The following is a 19,882-nucleotide window of genomic DNA, read 5'->3' on the forward strand; positions in this document are numbered from 1 at the left end:
GGGGATCTTCAGGAATGCGAGGAATCGGAATGGGAGGCAAGCGGCGCGCGATCGGCATCACTGGGCTGGAAGCCGCCGCCCAGCGCTTTGCTCAGGCGCACCGAGGTCTGCACCTGCTGCGACTGCAGGCTGGCCAGCTGCTGTTGTGACTGCAGCAGGGTGGACTGTGCGGACAGCACATCCAGGTAGCTGCCGATGCCGGCGCGGTAACGCTGCCCGGCCAGGTCGAACGCTGCACGCGCCGTGTCCACGGCCTGCTGCTGCGACTGCGCCTGCTGCGCCAGCGAGCGCACCGCATTGACCTGGTCGGCCACGTCGCGCAGTGCGTCAAGCACCGCCTGGTTGTAATTGGCCACCGCCAGGTCGTACTGCGCATCGGTGTCGGCCAGGTTGGCGCGCAGCTTGCCGCCTTCGAAGATCGGCAGGCTCAGCGCCGGGCCGATGTAGGCGAAGGTGGAACTGCTCTGCAGCAGATCGCCGACATTCGGCGCAACCACGCCGGCCAGTGCGGTCAGGTTGAGGCTCGGGTAGAACTTCGTCCTGGCGACCTTGATCTGCTTGTTGGCCGCTTCCACGCGCCAGCGCGCGGCGACGATGTCAGGACGACGGCCGAGCAGCTCGCTGGGCAGCACGCCTGGCAGCTGCAGGGCCGTCGGATTCAACGGCTGCGGACGCTCGATCGTCAGGCCACGGTCGGGGCCCTTGCCGACCAGCGCGGCCAATGCGGTGCGGGCGGCGTCGATGCGTTGCTGCGCGGCCTGCACCTGCTGTTGCGCGGCGGGCACGCGGGCTTCGGCCTGGCGCACCTGCAGATCGCTGTCGATGCCGGCACGGCGACGCTGACGGGTCAGTTCCAGCGACTTCTGCGACCGCGTCAGTTCTTCCTCGGCGACATCGTCGAGCTGCCACGCGTAAGCAAGGTCCGCATAGGCCTGGGCGATGCCGGTGGACAGGTTCAGGCGCGCGGCCTGGGCCTCCACGGTGGCGGCATGCGCGCCATCCACGGCCGCTTCCCAGGCGGCGCGCTTGCCGCCCCACAGGTCGATGCCGTAGCTGAAGTCGAAAGCGATCTGGCTGCTGCCTGCGTAGTGGCCACCGATCTCGTCGCCGGCCATCGACTCGGGCAGGCGAAGCCCGGTATAGCCGCCGGAAACGGAGAGGCTGGGCAGGCGGTCGGCACGTGCGGTGCCGACCTTGGCCTGCGCCTGGCGCAGGCGTGCGTCGGCCGCGTCCAGGCTCGGATGACCGGCCAGGCCTTCGGCGATCAGCGCGTCCAGCTGCGCATCGCCCAATGCCTTCCACCAGTCCTGTGCGGGGAAGCCGGTGGCGCTGAGGTCGGTGTCGGCCAGGGTGCGCTCGCTGTGCAGGCTGTCCACATCGAGCAGGCGGGCCTGCGGTTCGAGGCCGCGGCTGCTGGCACAGGCGGCCAGCGCCAGCGCCAGCGCCGACAGCAGCAGCGCGCGCCCGGACCGGCGGAATGAGGAATGCGGGATCGGGTTCATGGGGTCGTCAGGGAATCGCGGATTCGGGTCAGGAGGGACAACAGCAGCGTGCGCTCGTCGGCGGACAGATCGCGCAGGGCGTAATCCATCACCGCGTCGCCGCGCAGCTTCAAGCGCGCCCACAGTGCGCGGCCTTCATCGGTCAGCACGATCTGCAGCGCACGGCGGTCCTGCGCATGTGCCTCACGGCGAACGCAGCCCAGGGCTTCGAGCTTGTCCAGCAGGCGGGTGACAGCACTGGGTACCTGGTCGATGGCCTGGGCCAGTTCGTTGGCGGTGCAGGGGGCCATGTTCGAGAGCACCTTCAACCCGATGTAGTGGGTGAAGCCGATGCCCAGGTCTTCTTCGGCCATGGACGCGTCAAGCTGGCGGACCAGGCCGTCGCGCACCTGGCGCAGCAGCAGGCCGAAGCTGGGGGGAGTGGTTGCAGGACAGATCATGGGAGTGCATTCTCTTCCAAAAAAAATATTTCTCAATGGAAATATTCGATCTGGCATCGAATGCTGTGTTGCAGCAGCGGGCTGGATCAGTGAAGGCGCCTACCTTAATGGCGCCCCAGGATGGCCCGGTAGTACAATCAAGCCAATGAATGACACATTCCAGCCAGCGGACAGGATGAACAAGGAGGACATCGCCCCGGCCCGGCAGCTGCTGCGCAACGAGGCGCTGGACTGGTTCGAGCGCAACGATGGCCCGCCGGTCGTCGGCTTCCGCTTCGACAGCCCACAGGGGCTCGCCCGCGAAGTCGACTGGCACCATCATCAGCGCGCGCAGCTGATCTGTGTCGAGCGCGGCCTGCTGACCACCCGCACCTCGCACGGCACATGGTCGCTGGCGCCCGGTTCGGCCGGCTGGATGCCGCCCCTGGAACCGCACACGGTCGCTCTGGACGGCCCGCTGCGCGGTTGGGGCATGGCGCTGGCCGGGCCGGCCTGCACCCCCCTTCCCGCCGCCCCCTGCGTGCTGGGCCTGTCCAGGCTGGCGCAGGCGCTGGCGGACCGGATCTGCGGCTGGTCGCTCGACCAGGTCGTCACGCCCGAGCACCAGCACATCATCGAGGTTCTGCTGGATGAGATCCGCACCGCACCGCGGCAGCGCATGCACCTGCCGATGCCGCACGATCGGCGCCTGCTGAAGATCGCCTCGCAGCTGCTGGCCGATCCCTCAGACGAGCGCAGCCTGGCCGAATGGGCGCATTGGGCCGGGCTTTCGCCGCGCAGCCTGACCCGCCACTTCCGCGACGAGACCACGCTGAGCTTCGCGCAGTGGCGCCAGCAGGCCCGCCTGTCCGAAGCGCTGCGGCAGCTGACCGACGGCCGCAGCGTGGCCGATATCGCCCATGCGCTGGGCTTCAGCAGCGCCAGCGCCTTCGTCACCGTGTTCCGCCGCCATTTCGGCCTGCCGCCCGGGCGCTACCTGGCGCGGGCCGGGAATGGGCTCGAAACCGGCCTGGACCCTGCGCGCGGCTTGGCATCCCCGGCCGCATCCGGATAATCACAGGATTGCGAGCGGCGACCGCCGTCGCCGCCTCCCACACAGGTAACAACGCCGCATGACCGAACTTGCCCGCCCCGTGTTCCACGGATTCGAACAACTGCCGTTGCGCGAGTACGCCGAACGCGCCTACCTCGACTACTCGATGTACGTGGTCCTGGACCGCGCCCTGCCGTTCGTCGGCGACGGCCTGAAGCCGGTGCAGCGCCGCATCATCTATTCGATGAGCGAACTGGGGCTGAATGCCGCGTCCAAGCCGAAGAAGTCCGCACGTACCGTCGGTGACGTCATCGGTAAATACCACCCGCACGGCGACAGCGCGTGCTACGAGGCGCTGGTGCTGATGGCCCAGCCGTTCTCCTACCGCTATCCGCTGATCGAGGGCCAGGGCAACTTCGGCTCCAGCGACGACCCGAAGTCGTTCGCGGCGATGCGCTACACCGAATCCAAGCTGACCCCCATCGCCGAAGTGCTGCTGGGCGAGCTGGGCCAGGGCACCACCGACTGGGCGCCCAACTTCGATGGCACGCTGCAGGAGCCGACGTGGATGCCGGCCCGCCTGCCGCACCTGCTGCTCAACGGCACCACGGGCATCGCCGTGGGCATGGCCACCGATGTGCCGCCGCACAACCTCAACGAGATCGTCAGCGCGCTGCTGCACCTGCTGGACGATCCGGACGCCACCGTGCGCGACCTGTGCGAGCACGTGAAAGGCCCGGACTACCCCTCCAGCGCCGAGATCATCACGGCCGCCAACGATCTGCGCACCCTGTACGAGACCGGCAACGGCAGCGTGCGTGCGCGCGCGACGTTCAGCCGTGAAGCCGGCAACATCGTGGTCACCGCACTGCCGTTCCAGGTATCGCCCTCGAAGGTGATCGAGCAGATCGCCGCGCAGATGCGCGCCAAGAAGCTGCCGTGGCTGGAAGACATCCGCGATGAATCCGACCACGCCAACCCGGTGCGGGTGGTGCTGGTGCCGCGCTCGAACCGCGTCGATGCCGAGCAGCTGATGGGCCACCTGTTCGCCACCACCGACCTGGAGCGCAGCTACCGCGTCAACCTCAACGTGATCGGGCTGGACGGCCGTCCGCAGGTGAAGAACCTGAAGATGCTGCTCAGCGAATGGCTGACGTTCCGCAGCAACACCGTCACCCGCCGCCTGCAGCATCGCCTGCAGAAGGTCGAACGCCGCCTGCACCTGCTGGAAGGTCTGCTGGTGGCCTTCCTCAACCTGGACGAGGTGATCCATATCATCCGTACCGAGGACGAACCGAAGGCCGCACTGATCGCGCGCTTCGGCCTGTCCGAAGAACAGGCCGAGTACATCCTGGAGACCAAGCTGAAGCAGCTGGCCCGCCTGGAGGAAATGAAGATCCGCGGCGAGCAGGACGAGCTGGCCAAGGAACGCGAGAAGATCATCGGCATCCTCGACAGCAAAGCCAAGCTGAAGAAGCTGATCCGCGATGAGCTGCAGGCCGATGCGAAGAAGTTCGGCGACGAGCGCCGCTCGCCGCTGGTCCAGCGCCAGGCGGCGCAGGCCATCGACGAGACCGAGCTGGTGCCGAGCGAGCCGATGACGGTGGTGCTGTCGCAGAAGGGCTGGATCCGCGCCGCCAAGGGGCATGACGTGGACGCGTCGGCCCTGTCCTATCGCGATGGCGATGCGCTGCAGGGCGCCGTGCGCGCGCGCAGCACCCAGCAGGTCGCATTCCTGGACAGCGACGGCCGCGCCTATTCAACGGCGGTGCACACCCTGCCTTCTGCGCGGGGCAACGGCGAGCCGCTGACCGGCCGTTTCTCGCCGGCACCCGGCACCAGCTTCGTCACCCTGGCCAGCGCAGAGCCGGACGCACGCTTTGTGCTCGCGTCCAGCCATGGCTACGGCTTCGTCACCCGCTTCGAGAACCTGATCGGCCGCAACAAGGCCGGCAAGGCGATGCTGAACCTGTCCGCCGGCTCGTCGGTGCTGCCGCCAGCGGTGGTTGCCAATGTCGACAGCGACCGCATCGTGGCGGTGACCAGCTCGGGCAACCTGCTGGCGATTCCGGCCAGCGATCTGCCCGAACTGGACAAGGGCAAGGGCAACAAGATCATCGAGATCCCCAAGGCCAAGCTGGCCACGGAACGCGTGGTCGCCATCGTGGCGATCGGGCCGGGGCAGACCCTGCAGGTGCGCGCCGGCCAGCGCACGATGGGCCTGAAGTTCAACGAGCTCGATGCCTACCTCGGCGCGCGGGCGACCCGCGGCCACCTGCTGCCGCGTGGCTGGCAGAAGGTCGAAGGCCTGTCAGTGGAATGACGCAGCGGGGTCGGATCCCTTTCCAACGGAAAGGGCTATGACCCCAGCTCTGCCCGCGGGGCATGGCCCGGCGCTACCGGAACGCAGCACCAGACACGAAAAAGCCGGGGCATTCCCCGGCTTTTTCGTTGTCGGCTGGCGGGCGGTGGAGCGGCTGGCGGGCGAAGGCTGGCGAGCGGTGCTCCGGTGCTGGCGGGCGACGGTACTCGCTCAGTGCGCCGGGGCGCCGCTGCCGTCGATCTTGCTCAGCTGGTACAGCTCCAGGCCGATGCGCTTGATCAGGCCCAGCTGCTGCTCCAGCCACCAGGCGTGGTCCTCTTCGGTGTCCTTCAGCTGCGCCAGCAGGATGTCGCGGCTCACGTAGTCGCCCTTCTCTTCGCACAGCTTCATGCCGGCGGCGAGGTTGTTGCGCACGGTGTACTCGGTGTCCAGATCCTTCTGCAGCATCTCCTCCACCGTCGTACCCGGCTCGGTCAGGTGCGGGCGCATGTCAGGATCACCGCCAAGGAACAGGATGCGGCGCAGCAGCGCGTCGGCATGCTGGGTCTCTTCCTCCATCTCATGGTTCAGGCGCTCGTACAGCGCGAACAGGCCCTGGTCCTCGTAACGGCGGGAGTGGATGAAGTACTGGTCACGCGCGGCAAGCTCGCCGCGCAGCAGTTCCTTCAGGCAGGCGATGACGTCCGGGTTGCCTTTCATGGGGGGGCTCCTGTGAATCGATGCGGCATAGGGTGCCCCATTTCGGGATACGGTGATCTAATCGGAATCAGTCGCAGTTGCGCCTGCGGCTACAATCGGCCCCGGCGTTCGGAAAGGACCTGCAATGCGACGTACATGGCGTTGGCTGCTCGGCGTGCTGATCGCCACCCTGCTGGTGGTGGCCCTGGCCGCGTGGCTGCTGCTGCGCGGCAGCCTGGCCGATCTGGAAGGTGAACATGCCCTGCCCGGCCTAAGCGCAGCAGTCACTGTCGAGCGCGACGCGCTGGGCGTGGTCACCATTACCGCGGGCAGCCAGGCCGACGCCATGCGTGCGCTCGGCCGTGTCCACGCACAGGAGCGCTACTTCGAGATGGACCTGATGCGGCGCAGCGCGGCCGGCGAACTGGCGGCGCTGTTCGGCCCGAAGGCCATCGAGGTGGACAAGCGCATGCGGGTCCATCGCCTGCGCGCGCGGACCGACGCCCATCTGGAGGCTGCCCTGGGCAGCAACGCCGCGGCGGTGAACGCGTATGTCGATGGGGTCAACCAGGGCCTGGCCGATCTCTCCGTGCGCCCGTGGGCCTACCTGCTGCTGCGGCAGGCGCCGCAGCCGTGGACCGCCAGCGACAGCGTGCTGGCCGGGCTGGCCATGTATGCCGATCTGCAGGATCCGGGCAACCGGACCGAGCTGGCGCTCAGCCGCATCCAGGCGGTGGTGCCACCGGCGCTGCATGCGCTGATCGCGCACCAGGGCAGCGAATGGGATGCACCCCTGTTCGGCGAGCCGCGCGGTAATGCCCTGCTGCCCGATGCAGGGCAACTGGATCTGCGCACGCTGGCCGCCCCGCCCGCCCCCGTGCCGGTGGAAACCGGCGCAGTGGGCAGCAACAACTTCGCCGTGGCCGGCGCACTCACTGCCGATGGCCGTGCCATCGTTGCCGACGACATGCACCTGGGCTTGCGCGCACCCGGCCTCTGGTTCCGTGTGCGTCTGCGCTATCCCGATCCGCAGGCGGCCGGTGGCCAGATCGACATCAGTGGCTTCTCGCTGCCCGGTCTGCCGGCCGTCATCGTCGGCAGCAACGGGCACATCGCCTGGGGATTCACCAACAGCTACATCGACACCGCGGATTTCCGCAACGAACCGGCCACTGCCCCGGTGACGGTCCACGAAGAGCGCATCGCCGTGGCCGGCCAGAACGACGTGGTGTTCCCGGTGCACGAGACCGCCTGGGGGCCGATCCTGCACACCCACGCCGATGGCAGCGGCGACGCACTGCGCTGGGTCGCACATCTGCCCGGCGCGGTGCGCCTGGATTTCGCCGACATGGCCCGCGCGGGCGACCTGGACCAGGCCCTGCGCGTGGCCGACCGCGCCGGCATTCCTGCACAGAACCTGGTGATCGGCGACCGCAGCGGGCGCATCGCCTGGCGCCTGATCGGCGCGCGCCCGGACCGTGGCCCCGGATGTGCAGCGGCCGGTTACGCGCCAGCCCGCAATGACGCCTGCGCACCCTGGTCGCTGCGCAGCGACGCTGCTCCCGCACTGATCGATCCCGCCGACCACCGTCTGTGGACGGCCAACGGCCGCGTGCTGGACGGCGCAGCCCTGGCAGTGGCCGGCAATGGCGGCTACGACCTTGGCGCCCGCGCGCGGCAGATCCGCGACCTGCTGGCGGTCCAGGACCGTTTCGATGAGCACGACCTGCTGGCGATCCAGCTCGATGACCGCGCGGTGATGCTGCAACGCTGGTGGGCGCTGCTGCAGCAGATCACCGCACACAGCAGCGACCCTGCACTGCAGCGCCTGCATGCAGCCAATGCGCACTGGGAAGGACGGGCATCGGTGGACTCGGTGAGCTATCGCATCACCCGAGGCTTCCGTGGCAAGGTGCTCGATGCGGTGGAAGGCGCGCTGCTCGCGCCTGCCCGTGCACAGCTGGGCGCCGACTACCTGCCGCCGCGGCTGCCCGAGCTGGAAGGCGTGGTCTGGCCGATGCTGGAACAGCGCCCGGCACATCTGCTGCCACCCGGTATCGACAGCTGGGATGCGTTGCTGGCGAAGGCCGCGCGTGAGCTGGAAGCAGATCTTGCCAGCCAGGGACCGCTGGCCCAGCGCCGCTGGGGAGAGCGCAACACCGCGTCGATCTGCCACCCGGTCAGTCGCGCCCTGCCCGCCTTCGCACGCCGCGCGTTGTGCATGCCGGCCGAGCCGTTGCCCGGCGACCGCGACATGCCCCGGGTGCAGGCCCCGGATTTCGGTGCTTCGCAACGGATGGTGGTCTCCCCCGGTCACGAGGTCGACGGCATCGTGCACATGCCCGGTGGCCAGAGTGGCCATCCGCTGTCCCCCTACTGGGGCGCGGGCCACGAAGACTGGGTGCACGGCCGTCCCTCGCCGTTCCTGCCGGGCAAGGCCGAGCACGTGATGACGCTGGTGCCGGCGAGATAGAGCGGTAGCGCCGGGCCATGCCCGGCGAGCGCGCAGCGCGGACGGACAGCAAAGCCGCCGGGCATGGCCCGGCGCCACCGGCTCAGGTGCGGCGGCGCTCGATCAGGTTCAACAACGGCCCGGTCATCGCAGTGGTCACCAGCGCCATGATCACCAGTACCGCGAACAGGCGATCCCCGAGCAGGCCCAGTTCATAGCCCAGGTTGAGCACGATCAGTTCCATCAGGCCGCGCGTGTTCATCAGCGCTCCCAGCCGCCATGCCTCGCGGGCCGGCAGACCGGTGCTGCGGGCGGCACTGAATGTGCCCAGCAGCTTGCCGGCCGTGGCCACCGCGATCACCACCAGGCACAGCACGATGTCGCCGGCGTGCAGTGCGTCGGCGCGCATGCGCAGGCCGGTCATGGCGAAGAACAGGGGCAGCAGCAGGGTCACCGCGAAGGGCTCGACGCGGGCCATCAGCAGTGCGCGCAGGGGCGCATTGGATGACACCGCCACGCCCGCAGCGAATGCACCGAACAACGCATGGATGCCCAGCATCTCGGTCACCAGCGCACTGGCCAGCGACAACAGCAGGATGCCCAGCAGCCACCGTCCTTCGCGTCCTGCCACCACCTGCTGGCGGGCAAACCACGGTCTCACCAGGCCAAGCATCAGCACCACGAAAGCCACCACGCCCAGCAGGTTGAGGCTTGCCGGCAGCCAGCCACCGGCCTGTGCAGCCGCCACGATCAGCGCCAGCAGGCACCAGGCCGTGGCGTCGCCGAGTGCCGCGCAGGCGATGGCGGTCTGCCCCAGCGGCGTATGGGTGATGCCGCGATCGGCGAGGATCCGCAGCAGCACCGGGAATGCCGTGATGCTCATCGATATCCCGACGAACAGCGCGAAGGACGTGAAGCCCACGCCCTGCGGACCGTGCTGCGGGTACAGCCAGATGGCCAGGGCCACGCCCAGCACGAACGGCACGGCGATACCGGCATGGCTGACGGTGAACGCGAACCGCCGTCGTCCGCGCAGTGCGGCCAGGTCGAGTTCGGCACCGGCCACCAGCAGGAACATCAGCACACCCAGCTGGCTGAGCAGGCCCAACGGCGCCAGAGACGCCGCCGGGAACAGCGCGCCATGCAACTGCGGCAACAGGCTGCCCAGCACCAGCGGGCCCATCATCAGGCCTGCCGCCATTTCGCCGATCACCGCCGGCTGGCCGACGCGCTTGAGCAGCGCTCCCGCGCCCTTGGCCACCAGCAGCAGTACCAGCAGCTGCAGCAGGAACAGGCCCAGCGGCGAAGACAGATGCCGGGCCCAGCTGCCTTCGTCGGCAACCGTGGCGCGTGCGACCGCTTCGGGCGCCGCCGGCCCGGCATACCGCGCCAGCAGCAGGCCGGCCAGCAACGGCAGTCCGGCCCAGGCCACGTAGCGCCACCCCCACTTCATCGGCGGCGCCCGGCCCTCGCTCTGTACGTCCATGAACATTCCCCAATGTGCAGGGGGGCGATGATACGTCCTTGCCTGCGCCGACGCTGCGCGGCGGCCGGGCGCTGCCGGTTACGCCAGCGCCTGCTCGTGCACCCCGGCGATCGCCCGGCCGGACGGATCGGCCGCTGCGGCGAAACTCGCGTCCCAGGCAATCGCGGCCGGCGAGGAACAGGCGATCGATTTTCCACCCGGAACCGTTTCGGCCGCGGCCCGGCTCGGGAAGAACTGTTCGAACAGGTGGCGATAGTAGTACGCCTCCTTGGTCTGCGGCGGGTTGTGCGGGAAGCGCTTGTCGGCGGCGGCCAGCACCCGGTCGCTGACCTGCGCCTCGGCGTGCGCCTTCAATCCATCGATCCAGCCGTAGCCGACGCCATCGCTGAACTGCTCCTTCTGGCGCCACAGGATGCTGTCCGGCAGATAGCCATCGAACGCTTCACGCAACACCGCCTTCTCGATACGGCGACCGCCGAAGCCGCTGCCGACCATCTTGTGCGCGGCGTCGATGCGCATCGCCACATCGAGGAAGTCGCGGTCCAGGAACGGCACGCGAGGCTCCACGCCCCAGGCCATCATCGACTTGTTGGCACGCAGGCAATCGTAGTTGTGCAGGGCATCGAGCTTGCGCACCAGCTCCTGGTGGAATTCGCGCGCGTCCGGTGCCTTGTGGAAGTACAGGTAGCCGCCGAAGATCTCGTCGCTGCCTTCGCCGGACAACACCATCTTCACCCCCATCGCCTTGATCCGCCGGGCCAGCAGGAACATCGGCGTGGACGCGCGGATGGTGGTGACATCGTAGGTTTCGATATGGCGGATCACCTCGGGGAGCACGTCGAGGCCTTCCTCGAAGGTGTACTCGAAACCGTGGTGCACGGTGCCCAGCGCTTCGGCGGCGACGGCGGCGGCGGCCAGATCGGGCGATCCCTTCAGCCCGATCGCGAACGAATGCAGGCGCGGCCACCAGGCTTCGCTCTGGCCGCCATCCTCGATGCGGCGGCGGGCATAGCGGGCGGCGACGGCGGCCACCAGCGAAGAATCCAGACCGCCCGAAAGCAGTACGCCGTAGGGCACGTCGCTCATCAGCTGGCGCTCCACGGCATGCTCGAATGCTTCGCGCAGCTCGGCCAAGTCGGCCTGGCGCCCTTCAACGTCCGCATACTCGCGCCAGGGCTGCTGGTAGTAGCGCACCAGTTCGCCGCTGGCACTGTCGTAGTAATGACCCGGCGGGAACTGGGCAACGTCGGCACAGGTATCCACCAGCGCTTTCATCTCCGAGGCCACACGCAGGCGCCCCTGCGCGTCGTGCCCCCAGTAAAGCGGCACCACGCCGACCGGATCGCGCGCCACCAGTACGCGACCGGCATCGCGGTCCCACAGCGCGAAGGCGAAGATGCCGTTGAGCTGCTCCAGCCAGCGGGACGGCGAGCCTCCCTGCCGGTAAAGCGCGTTGATCACCTCACAGTCCGAGCCGGTCTGGAAGTCGTAGGGGTGCGCCAGCGCGGCCTTGAGCAGCTGATGGTTGTAGATTTCGCCGTTGACCGCCAGCGCCAGCTGACCGTCCGCCGACAACAGCGGCTGCGAGCCACCTGCCGGATCGACGATGGCCAGGCGCTCGTGCACCAGCAGTGCACCTTCATCAAGGTACACACCGCTCCAGTCAGGTCCACGATGGCGCTGGCGCTGGGACAGCCCGAGCGCGTGACGACGCAGGGCGGGTAGATCGTCACCGGCCTGCAGGCCGAAGATTGCGAAGATCGAACACATGGGGGAACTCCTGTTGGGGTATTTCACGGGTAGGAAGGTGTTCGACCGGCCAACCAGGCCCGGGTAGCGCTGCGCCCGGGCACAAAAAAACCCGCATCGGCCGATGCGGGTTTTCTGGTGTCCGGGCGTGTGTTGCTGTCTATCTACCCAGGGCGCAGTCCCGCATCGGCCGCGCACGATTATTCGCGCGCAGATTATTGCGGTTGTTGTTGACGGCGGTGGCCAGGCGGATCGACATGACCCGACCCTAACCCGGTTTCCAGCCCGGTGCAACCGTTGCGTCAGCAACCACCCGCAGAGGCTTACACTGGCGCGCCCTGAACCCTATAACGGAAATGCGACACCGCACTGGACGCACCGGGGCACTGGCCGCCCTGCTCTGCCTGGGCCTGGCTGCCTGTCAGACCCTGCCCTCCCCTTCCACGCTGCCCCTGGAACAGCAGCGGGCACTGGAGCAACGCGGAACCGACGGCAGCTTCGAGGGTGCGTGGGAAACCGCGCAGACCTTCGAACGCTTCAACGACGTGCGTGCCATTGCCTACTATGAGCGCGCCGCAGCGACTACCCCCTGGACCTTCCGGAACGCCATGGCGGAAGAGGCGCTGGGTCGGATCTGGATGTCCGGCGTGCTCCGACATGCCGATGGCCCTCACGTCAACTCCGCACCCGTGCTGCGTGCGTCCTGGCGACGCGGCGAGCGCGCGGCTCTGGCTGCCGCCAACCATGGCAACCCCTATGCGTTTTCCGATCTGGCCAGTGCGTACCGCGATCGCGGCGACGCGCAGCAGGCACTGCGCTGGGATCTGCGCACCACCGTCTACAGGCGTCATGCGCCCTCGTCCTCCAGGCTGCACGATGCGTTGGCCGCGCAGGGTGATACGGTCCACCCGCTCGTCGCCAACCTCCAGCGTGACGCAGCGCGTGGCAATGCCGACGCGCAGGTGGACCTGGGGGCATTGCATGAACATGGCGTAGGCGTAGCGCGCGATCCGGCACGGGCCCTTCAGCTCTACCAGCGCGCCGGCGATCAGGGCAACGTGTTCGGCCAGTACTTCGCAGGGCTGCTGCTGGCCCGGAGCGCGCCCGGCGTGCAGAAGGACACCGGGGCCGCAGCGCGCTGGTTCACCAGGGCTGAAGCGCAGCGCTTCTACCTGGCCGCGCCCAGCTATTGGCAGAAGGCGGTCGAGCCGCCGTTCTTCAATTTTTCGGAATGATGCCAACGGCAGCCGGGCATGGCCCGGCTGCCATCTTCGCTGCACTCACACCAGCAGGCGCTCGACCAGCCGCAGGTACAGGCCCGGCAGGGCCTCAAGCTCGTCCACGCGCACGTTCTCGTCCACCTGGTGAATGCTGGCGTTGACCGGTCCCACTTCGATGCACTGCGCGCCCAAGGGCGCGATGAAGCGGGCGTCCGACGTTCCGCCACCGGTACTTTCTTCCGGCGCACCGCCGATGTGGTCGGCCAGCACGCCGCGCGCGGCGGCACGCAGCGTGCCTTCGGGCGTGTAGAACGGCTCGCCGCTGCGGTGCCACTTCAGCGTGTACTGCAGGCCGTGACGGTCCAGCAGCGCGGTGATCTCCGCTTCCAGCTTCGGCGCATCCCAATGCGGGTTGTAGCGGACGTTGAAATCCACTTCCAGCTCGCCCGGAATCACGTTGTTGGCACCGGTGCCGGCATGGATGTTGGAGATCTGCAGGCTGGTCGGCGGAAAGCTCTCGTAACCCTCGTCCCAGCGCCGCGCACTCAGTTCGGCCAACGCCGGCGCCGCCTGATGGATCGGATTGCGCGCCTTCTCCGGGTAGGCCACATGGCCCTGCACGCCCTGCACGCGCAGCTTCGCCGACAGGCTGCCACGGCGGCCGACGCGGAGCAGATCGCCCAGCGTTGCAGTCGACGAGGGTTCGCCGGTGATGCACCAGTCGATGCGCTGGCCGCGCTCTGCGAACAGGCGCGCGACATGGCGCACGCCGTTGATCGCATCGCCCTCCTCGTCACTGGTCAGCAGCACCGCCAGCGTTCCCGCATGATGCGGGTGGGCTGCGGCGAACTGCTCGGCCGCGATCACGAACGCGGCCACGCTGCCTTTCATGTCGGCCGCGCCACGGCCGTACAGCACGCCATCGCGGATCTGCGGGACGAACGGATCGCTCTGCCAGGCCTCGCGCGGTCCCGGTGGCACCACGTCGGTGTGGCCCAGCAGGACCAGCACCGGCGCACCGCTGCCATGGGTCGCCCACAGGTTGTCGACGTCGCCCAGGCGCAGGTGCTCGCAGTCGAACCCCGCACGCTGCAGCCGCTCCGCAAGCAGCGCCTGGCAGCCGGCATCGTCCGGCGTGACCGATGGCCGTGCGATCAGCTCGCTGGCCAGGTCCAGCACCGCGCTCACGCGCCGCCCACGCCGAAGCGCGCCTTGAACCCGTTGTCGCTGAATCCCTGGCTGACCTTGCCGTCGGACGTCACCACCAGCGGGCGCTTGATCAACTGCGGGTACTCGCGCAGCAGCAGCTTCCACTCGGCATCGGAGGCGGCCGCCTTGCGGTTGTCCGGCAGCTGCCGCCAGGTGGTCGATGACCGGTTGACCATCGCGGACAGGCCGCCCAGCTGCGCAGCCCACTCGACCAGCGTTTCCGGGCCGGGCTTGGTCTCGCGGTAGTCGACGAAGGTGTATGGCACGCCGAAGCGGTCCAGCCACTTGGTCGCCTTCTTGCAGGTATCGCAGTTCTTCAATCCGTAGACAGTGGTGCTCATGGCCATCGGCAATGCTGGAAAACGGAGGGTCAGAATCTCACAACAGACGCTCGGACACGACCCGGAACGGCACGCGTGGCAGGTGGAAGGCCAGCCCGTCGGGCAGCGCAACGCCCATCGCCTGCAGGCGTGGACACTGCAGCGCACCCTGCAGGTGCAGCGGCCGCAGATGGGTCAGCTCCACCGGCAGGTCGATGCGGGTGCTGGCCCAGTGCCCGTCACAGGTACGGGCGATGGCCTCGTCCTGGCAGGTCAGGAAACGCAGCAGGGCGTGATGGCCGCCAAAGGCCGCCGACCACGTGGCATCGTCCCAGCCTGCGGCAACCTGCCACTGCAGTCGAAGCGCCGGCGCGCTGCCGTGCCCACCTTCGATCAGGGTATGGCCGCCGCCATCGGCCTCAAGCACATGTGCGAAGCGCACGGAGAGATGAGGTTGCATGGCATCGCTGAAGGCACGCGCACCGGCGACGAAGGCCAGCTGATCCATCACGTTGCGGTCGAACAGCACGACCGGGGCGCCGCCCGGATCGTCGTCGCGGCGCAGGTACCAGCGCCAGTTGCTCTGCTGCGGCGATGGCATCAGCGCCCGCAGAGGGCCGGCCAGGGCCGGCCCGAAGTGACCGTGCCGATAGCTGAGGATGGTGTAAGGCGTACGACCGGCATGGACCACGTAGTGATGGCCAGGCGGCGGTGACGGCGCATGGCGCACATCGACCCACCAGCTGGCGTAGACCACATCGCGCACATCGCTGGCCAGCGCCGGCATCGGCCAGCGCCGCGACAGCGCGCGGCGCAGCCGGGTCCAGCGCGGCGCGTGCAGCAGGCGCGGCAGCATCCGCGCGAACACGTTGTCGAACGGATGCCGGTAGATCGCGGACTGCGCCAGGTCGTCCGGCGCAGCCATCGTCAGTCCGCCAGGCCGCGCAGAAGATCGTTGACGCTGGTCTTGCTGCGGGTGCGGGCATCGACCTGCTTGACGATCACCGCGCAGTACAGCGAGTGGGTACCGTCCTTGCTCGGCAGCGAGCCCGACACGACCACGCTGTACGGCGGGATGTAGCCGTAGGTGATCTCGCCGGTGGCGCGGTTGTAGATGCGGGTGCTCTGGCTGAGGAACACGCCCATGCCGATCACGCTGTGGTGGCCGACCACTACGCCCTCCACCACTTCCGAACGCGCGCCGATGAAGCAATGGTCTTCGATGATGGTCGGGCTGGCCTGCAGCGGTTCGAGCACGCCGCCGATGCCGGCGCCACCGGACAGGTGGCAATGCTGGCCGATCTGCGCACAGGAACCGACGGTGGCCCAGGTATCGACCATCGTGCCCTCGCCGACATGGGCGCCGATGTTGGTGAAGCTCGGCATCAGCACCACATCCTTGCCGAAGTAGGTACCCCGGCGCGCGATCGCGCCCGGCACCACGCGTACCCCGGCACGACGGAACTTCGCTTCATCGTATCCGGCAAAGCGCGATTCGACCTTGTCCCAGAACGGGGCCGGACGGGCATCGACCACCGCCATGTCATTGACACGGAAGTACAGCAGCACCGCCTTCTTCAGCCATTCGTTGACTTTCCAGCCCCCCTGCCCGTCCGGCTCGGCGACACGGAACTCGCCGCTTTCCAGGCCGTCGATCACGCGGTTGACCAGCACCCGGGTCGAGCCCTCCAGTTCATGCAGGGTCAGCGTCGCGCGGCGCTCGAAGGCGCTTTCGATACCGAACTTCAGTTCTTCCACGCCCGGCGCGGCCGGCCTGCGCAGCGACTTGCGGGCGATGGTCTCGGCGCGCGCGGCTTCGGCGCTCTTGGCCGGGGCCTTCTTCGGCGCCGGCTTCTTCGCGGCAGCCACCTTCTTCACCGGGGCAACGGTCTTCTTTGCGGCCGTCGCGGCAGTGGTCTTTCGGGCCGCTGCGCTCTTGGCGGTCGCGGCGGTCTTCTTTGCAGGCTTGGTGGCCATCAGGTGGGGTCTCCGGCGTTTCGATCAGGGTCCAGGCAGGCCAGCATCGCGTCATGCAGCTGCTGCCGGGCGGGTTCGGTCAGGGGGAGGTCGTGTTCGTCACTGATCACGAAGGTGTCTTCGGCGCGTTCGCCGAACGTGGCAATGCGCGCGTCATGCACGCGCAGGCCCTGGTTGCGCAGCACGAACGCCACGTCGGCCAGCAGGCCGGGGCGGTCGGGTGCGACCAGAGCGAATCGGGTTGCGCCGGGCTCGTCGCGGAACTCGATGCGCGGCACGAAGCGGAAGTGACGCAGCTGCCGCGGCACCACCCGCCGCGACGGGCGCAGACGGCCCAGGTCACCGGCCAGCGCCTCGCGCAGCGCAGCTTCCAGGTTGGCGCTGCTGCCATCGGCGAAGGTATCGGCGGGGCTGACCTCAAAGGTATCGAAGATGGTGCCCGCAGGGCCGTCCAGTACCCGTGCGCGATGGATGCCGTAGCCCTTGCGGTCCAGCGTCATCACGATGGCAGCGAACAGGCCGTCGCGATCCGGCGAATGCACGAACACTTCCAGCGCGGGGTCGTCGACGCTGATGCGGCGCACCTTCACCAGCGCCTGGCCCTGCTTCACCGGCACCAGCGCAGCGGCCTGCCAGGCCAGCTGCTCCGGACGCAGGCGGATGAAGCCTTCATCAGGCATGACGGCGAACTGGCGGTCGATCGTGGCATCGTCATAGCCCTGTTCGCGTACCAGCGCGCGCACGCTGTCACGCGCCTCGGCAACGCGCTCGGCGGCCGGCACCGGATGCTCCAGGCCCTCGCGCAGTGCGCGCCGCGTGGCGAAGTACAGATCGGCCAGCAGCCGGTCCTTCCAGGCGTTCCACAGCTTGGGGCTGGTGCCGGCGATGTCGGCGCAGGTCAGCAGGTACAGGTAGTCCAGGCGGTCGCGGCTGCCGACCAGGGTTGCGAAACGATGTATCACGGCCGGATCGGCAATGTCCTGCTTCTGCGCTGTCACCGACATGCGCAGGTGCTGTTCGACCAGCCACGCCACCAGTTCGGTATCCGAGGCACTGAGCGCGTGTGCCTGGCAGAACGCGCGCGCATCCACCGCTCCCAGCTCGGAATGATCGCCGCCGCGGCCCTTGGCAATGTCGTGGAACAGCCCGGCCAGCAGCAGCAGCTCCGGCTTGCGCAGCCGCGGCCACACTTCATGCGCGATCGAGAAGCGCTCGTCGGCACGGCTGCTGGCGAACTGGCCGATGTTGCGCAGAACCATCAGCGTGTGCTGATCGACGGTGTAGACGTGGAACAGGTCGAACTGCATGCGCCCGCTGACTTGGGCGAACGCGGGAATCCACTGGCCCAGCACACCCAGCCGGGCCATCCGCGAGAGCGTGTCGACCGGGCGCTGGCCACGCAGCAGTGCCATGAACTGCTCACGCGCATCGGCATCGGCCTGGTCATAGGCGGGCAGCAGCGGCAGCGACTCGGCCAGTGCGCGCGCGGTTAGCGAATGCAGGCCACGCACCTGCGGGTTGTTGGCCCAACCGGCGAACAGGGCGAACACCTGGCCGATGTCGCCGCGCGGCCACGCCGCCTCGTTCGCCGCCAGATAGCCGCGGCGCAGCGAGAAACCCACGGTCAGTGGTTCCGGCAGCGCTTCGCCGTCGAACTGCTCCTCGAAGCGTTGCAGCAGGCGGTCGCTGATCCGGCGCACCACCGAAGCGGCACGATAGAACCCCTGCATCATCTTCTCGACGCCCAGGTTCTCGGCGTCGTCCTCAAAACCCAGCCGCGCGGCCAGTGTCTTCTGGTAATCGAAGCGGAGGCGCTCCTCCGGCCGCCGTGCCACCAGGTGCAGGCCGAAGCGCAGACGCGCCAGCACCGCGCGCTCCCGCTGGAGCGCCGCGGCTTCGTCGGCACCCAGATGGCCCAGCCCGACCAGCGCCTCGAGGTCGCGAACGCCGAACGCGCGCAGCGCCATCCACCCCAGCGTATTGAGATCACGCAGCCCGCCGGGGCCGTCCTTCAGATCGGGCTCGAGGTTGTCGGCGGTATCGCCGAAACGTTGATGGCGGTTGCGCAGTTCCTCCAGCTTGGCCAGGAAGAAGGTGCGCGCCGGCCACAGCCCGCTGTCGTCGTCGGTTGCTTCGCGCAGCGCCCGGCGCGCCGCATCGTCGGCCAGGATCGGGCGCGCTTCGATCAGCGCGGTCAGCACGGTCTGGTCGGCGGCCGCCTCGCGGCACTGCGCCGCCGAACGCACGGCATGGCTGACCGCCAATCCGCAATCCCACAGCAGGGCGAACAACCGCGCCAGGCCCGCCTCGTGGGCGAGCTGCGCTGGCGGCGCGCCGAACACCAGCAGATCGATGTCAGAACGTGGGAACAGCTCACCACGGCCGTAGCCGCCCACAGCGAACAGGGACAGCCCGCTGTCGGACGGCAGGCAGCGCTGCCACGCCAGCCGGATCAGGTGATCGGCCGCGCGCGCGCGCAGTGCCAGCAGGCGCTCGATGTTGTCGCCCTGGTCGAAACGGCGGTACAGCCGCGCATCGGCCTGCTGCAAGGCCTGCCGTGCAGCGGAAGCCCAGTCCGGGTCGTTGAGCGACGCGGCCGGCGTGTCCAGCAGCGAACTCGCCGGCAGCATCCTCAGGAGACCTGCGATTCGCCCGGCGACAGGGTCAGCACGTCAACGCCGGTCTCGGTGACCGCGATCATGTGCTCCCACTGCGCCGACAGCTTGCGGTCCTTGGTCACCACGGTCCAGCCATCCGGCAGCACCTTGTTGTAGCGGGTGCCCTCGTTGATCATCGGCTCGATGGTGAAGGTCATGCCCGGCTGCAGCACCAGGCCCTGCCCCGGGCGACCGTAATGCACCACCTGCGGCTCGTCGTGATAGACCTTGCCGATGCCGTGGCCGCAGTACTCACGCACCACGCTGAAGCGCTCGCCTTCGGCATAGCTCTGGATCGCGTGGCCGATGTCGCCCAGGGTCGCCCCCGGACGTACCGCGCGGATGCCGCGCCACATCGCTTCGTAGGTGGTCTCCACCAGGCGGCGCGCCATCACCGACGGTGTGCCGACGAAGTACATGCGACTGGTGTCGCCGTGCCAGCCATCCTTGATGACGGTCACGTCGATGTTGACGATGTCGCCGTCCTTGAGCACCTTGCCTTCGCTCGGAATGCCGTGGCAGATGACGTTGTTGACCGAGGTGCACACGGTCTTGGGGAAGCCGCGGTAGCCGACGTTGGCCGGAATGGCGCCCTGCACGTTGACGATATGGTCATGGCAGATGCGGTCCAGTTCCTCGGTGGTGACACCGGGCTTGACGTGGGGGGTGACGATGTCCAGCACTTCGCTGGCCAGGCGGCCGGCGATGCGCATCATCTCGATTTCCTGCGGGGTTTTCAGATTCACGCTCATGGCGCCCATTATCGCCGATCCGGCCGCAATCTGAACGAACGCCACCCAACTGGACGTTCCCGGCCATGCACAGTTCCGGCAAGG

General features: G+C 68.4%; 15 protein-coding genes. 4 read left to right on the forward strand and 11 right to left on the reverse strand.

What is annotated here, in order from left to right; genetic code table 11:
• Window positions 1-8: 8 nt before the first annotated feature.
• Window positions 9-1,502: a multidrug efflux transporter outer membrane subunit EmrC gene (gene emrC, locus ACVOKU_RS01025; RefSeq protein ID WP_481558810.1), complete on the reverse strand. Its 1,494-nt coding sequence runs from the start codon at window positions 1,500-1,502 to the stop codon at window positions 9-11.
• Window positions 1,499-1,942 carry a multidrug efflux system transcriptional regulator EmrR gene (emrR, locus tag ACVOKU_RS01030; protein WP_053518351.1) on the reverse strand — a complete coding sequence of 148 codons (444 nt, stop codon included), beginning with the start codon at window positions 1,940-1,942 and terminating at the stop codon, window positions 1,499-1,501. Before emrR ends, emrC begins: the two co-directional genes overlap by 4 nt.
• Window positions 1,943-2,087: 145 nt before the next feature.
• Between emrR and ACVOKU_RS01035 the strand changes: the two genes are divergently transcribed.
• Window positions 2,088-2,996 carry a helix-turn-helix domain-containing protein gene (locus tag ACVOKU_RS01035; protein WP_481558811.1) on the forward strand — a complete coding sequence of 303 codons (909 nt, stop codon included), beginning with the start codon at window positions 2,088-2,090 and terminating at the stop codon, window positions 2,994-2,996.
• 58 nt (window positions 2,997-3,054) lie between these two features.
• Complete coding sequence (gene parC, locus ACVOKU_RS01040) at window positions 3,055-5,298, forward strand: DNA topoisomerase IV subunit A (protein ID WP_481558812.1); 2,244 nt, start codon at window positions 3,055-3,057, stop codon at window positions 5,296-5,298.
• A 210-nt stretch (window positions 5,299-5,508) separates the two neighbouring features.
• Here parC and bfr read toward each other — a convergent pair whose 3' ends face one another.
• A complete protein-coding gene (gene bfr / locus ACVOKU_RS01045) occupies window positions 5,509-5,997 on the reverse strand; it encodes a bacterioferritin (RefSeq protein ID WP_481558813.1) in 489 nt (162 codons plus the stop codon).
• Between the two features lie 124 nt (window positions 5,998-6,121).
• Here bfr and ACVOKU_RS01050 point away from each other — a divergent pair, with 124 nt between their 5' ends.
• The gene (locus tag ACVOKU_RS01050; RefSeq protein WP_481558814.1) at window positions 6,122-8,449 is read left to right on the forward strand and encodes a penicillin acylase family protein; all 2,328 of its coding nucleotides are present in this window, start codon (window positions 6,122-6,124) and stop codon (window positions 8,447-8,449) included.
• 82 nt (window positions 8,450-8,531) lie between these two features.
• Here the strand turns inward: ACVOKU_RS01050 and ACVOKU_RS01055 are convergent, their stop codons facing one another.
• On the reverse strand, window positions 8,532-9,920 hold the full coding sequence (locus tag ACVOKU_RS01055; RefSeq protein ID WP_481558815.1) for a cation:proton antiporter domain-containing protein: 1,389 nt from the start codon (window positions 9,918-9,920) through the stop codon (window positions 8,532-8,534).
• Between the two features lie 72 nt (window positions 9,921-9,992).
• Window positions 9,993-11,684: an asparagine synthase B gene (gene asnB / locus ACVOKU_RS01060; RefSeq protein ID WP_481558816.1), complete on the reverse strand. Its 1,692-nt coding sequence runs from the start codon at window positions 11,682-11,684 to the stop codon at window positions 9,993-9,995.
• Window positions 11,685-12,019: 335 nt separating this feature from the next.
• On the opposite strand from asnB, the gene ACVOKU_RS01065 reads away from it, so the two are divergent.
• The gene (locus tag ACVOKU_RS01065; protein ID WP_481558817.1) at window positions 12,020-12,898 is read left to right on the forward strand and encodes a tetratricopeptide repeat protein; all 879 of its coding nucleotides are present in this window, start codon (window positions 12,020-12,022) and stop codon (window positions 12,896-12,898) included.
• Between the two features lie 45 nt (window positions 12,899-12,943).
• Here the strand turns inward: ACVOKU_RS01065 and dapE are convergent, their stop codons facing one another.
• The 6 genes from dapE to map are packed head-to-tail and all read right to left on the reverse strand — an operon-like array spanning window position 12,944 to window position 19,798.
• Window positions 12,944-14,071 (reverse strand): succinyl-diaminopimelate desuccinylase, encoded by a 1,128-nt coding sequence (gene dapE / locus ACVOKU_RS01070; protein WP_481558818.1) that lies wholly within the window; start codon window positions 14,069-14,071, stop codon window positions 12,944-12,946.
• On the reverse strand, window positions 14,068-14,439 hold the full coding sequence (locus ACVOKU_RS01075; RefSeq protein WP_180875666.1) for an arsenate reductase: 372 nt from the start codon (window positions 14,437-14,439) through the stop codon (window positions 14,068-14,070). The genes dapE and ACVOKU_RS01075 overlap by 4 nt, the downstream gene beginning before the upstream one ends.
• A 31-nt stretch (window positions 14,440-14,470) precedes the next feature.
• Window positions 14,471-15,337, reverse strand: a complete 867-nt coding sequence (locus ACVOKU_RS01080; protein WP_481558819.1) for a hypothetical protein — start codon at window positions 15,335-15,337, stop codon at window positions 14,471-14,473.
• Window positions 15,338-15,339: 2 nt separating this feature from the next.
• Window positions 15,340-16,389, reverse strand: coding sequence for a 2,3,4,5-tetrahydropyridine-2,6-dicarboxylate N-succinyltransferase (gene dapD / locus ACVOKU_RS01085; protein ID WP_053518332.1), 1,050 nt, complete (start codon window positions 16,387-16,389; stop codon window positions 15,340-15,342).
• Window positions 16,389-19,001 carry a [protein-PII] uridylyltransferase gene (locus tag ACVOKU_RS01090; RefSeq protein WP_414488209.1) on the reverse strand — a complete coding sequence of 871 codons (2,613 nt, stop codon included), beginning with the start codon at window positions 18,999-19,001 and terminating at the stop codon, window positions 16,389-16,391. Before ACVOKU_RS01090 ends, dapD begins: the two co-directional genes overlap by 1 nt.
• Window positions 19,002-19,021: 20 nt before the next feature.
• Window positions 19,022-19,798: a type I methionyl aminopeptidase gene (gene map / locus ACVOKU_RS01095; protein WP_111185881.1), complete on the reverse strand. Its 777-nt coding sequence runs from the start codon at window positions 19,796-19,798 to the stop codon at window positions 19,022-19,024.
• Window positions 19,799-19,882 lie beyond the last annotated feature (84 nt).

The sequence above is a fragment of the Stenotrophomonas sp. STEN147 genome (genome assembly GCF_056757995.1).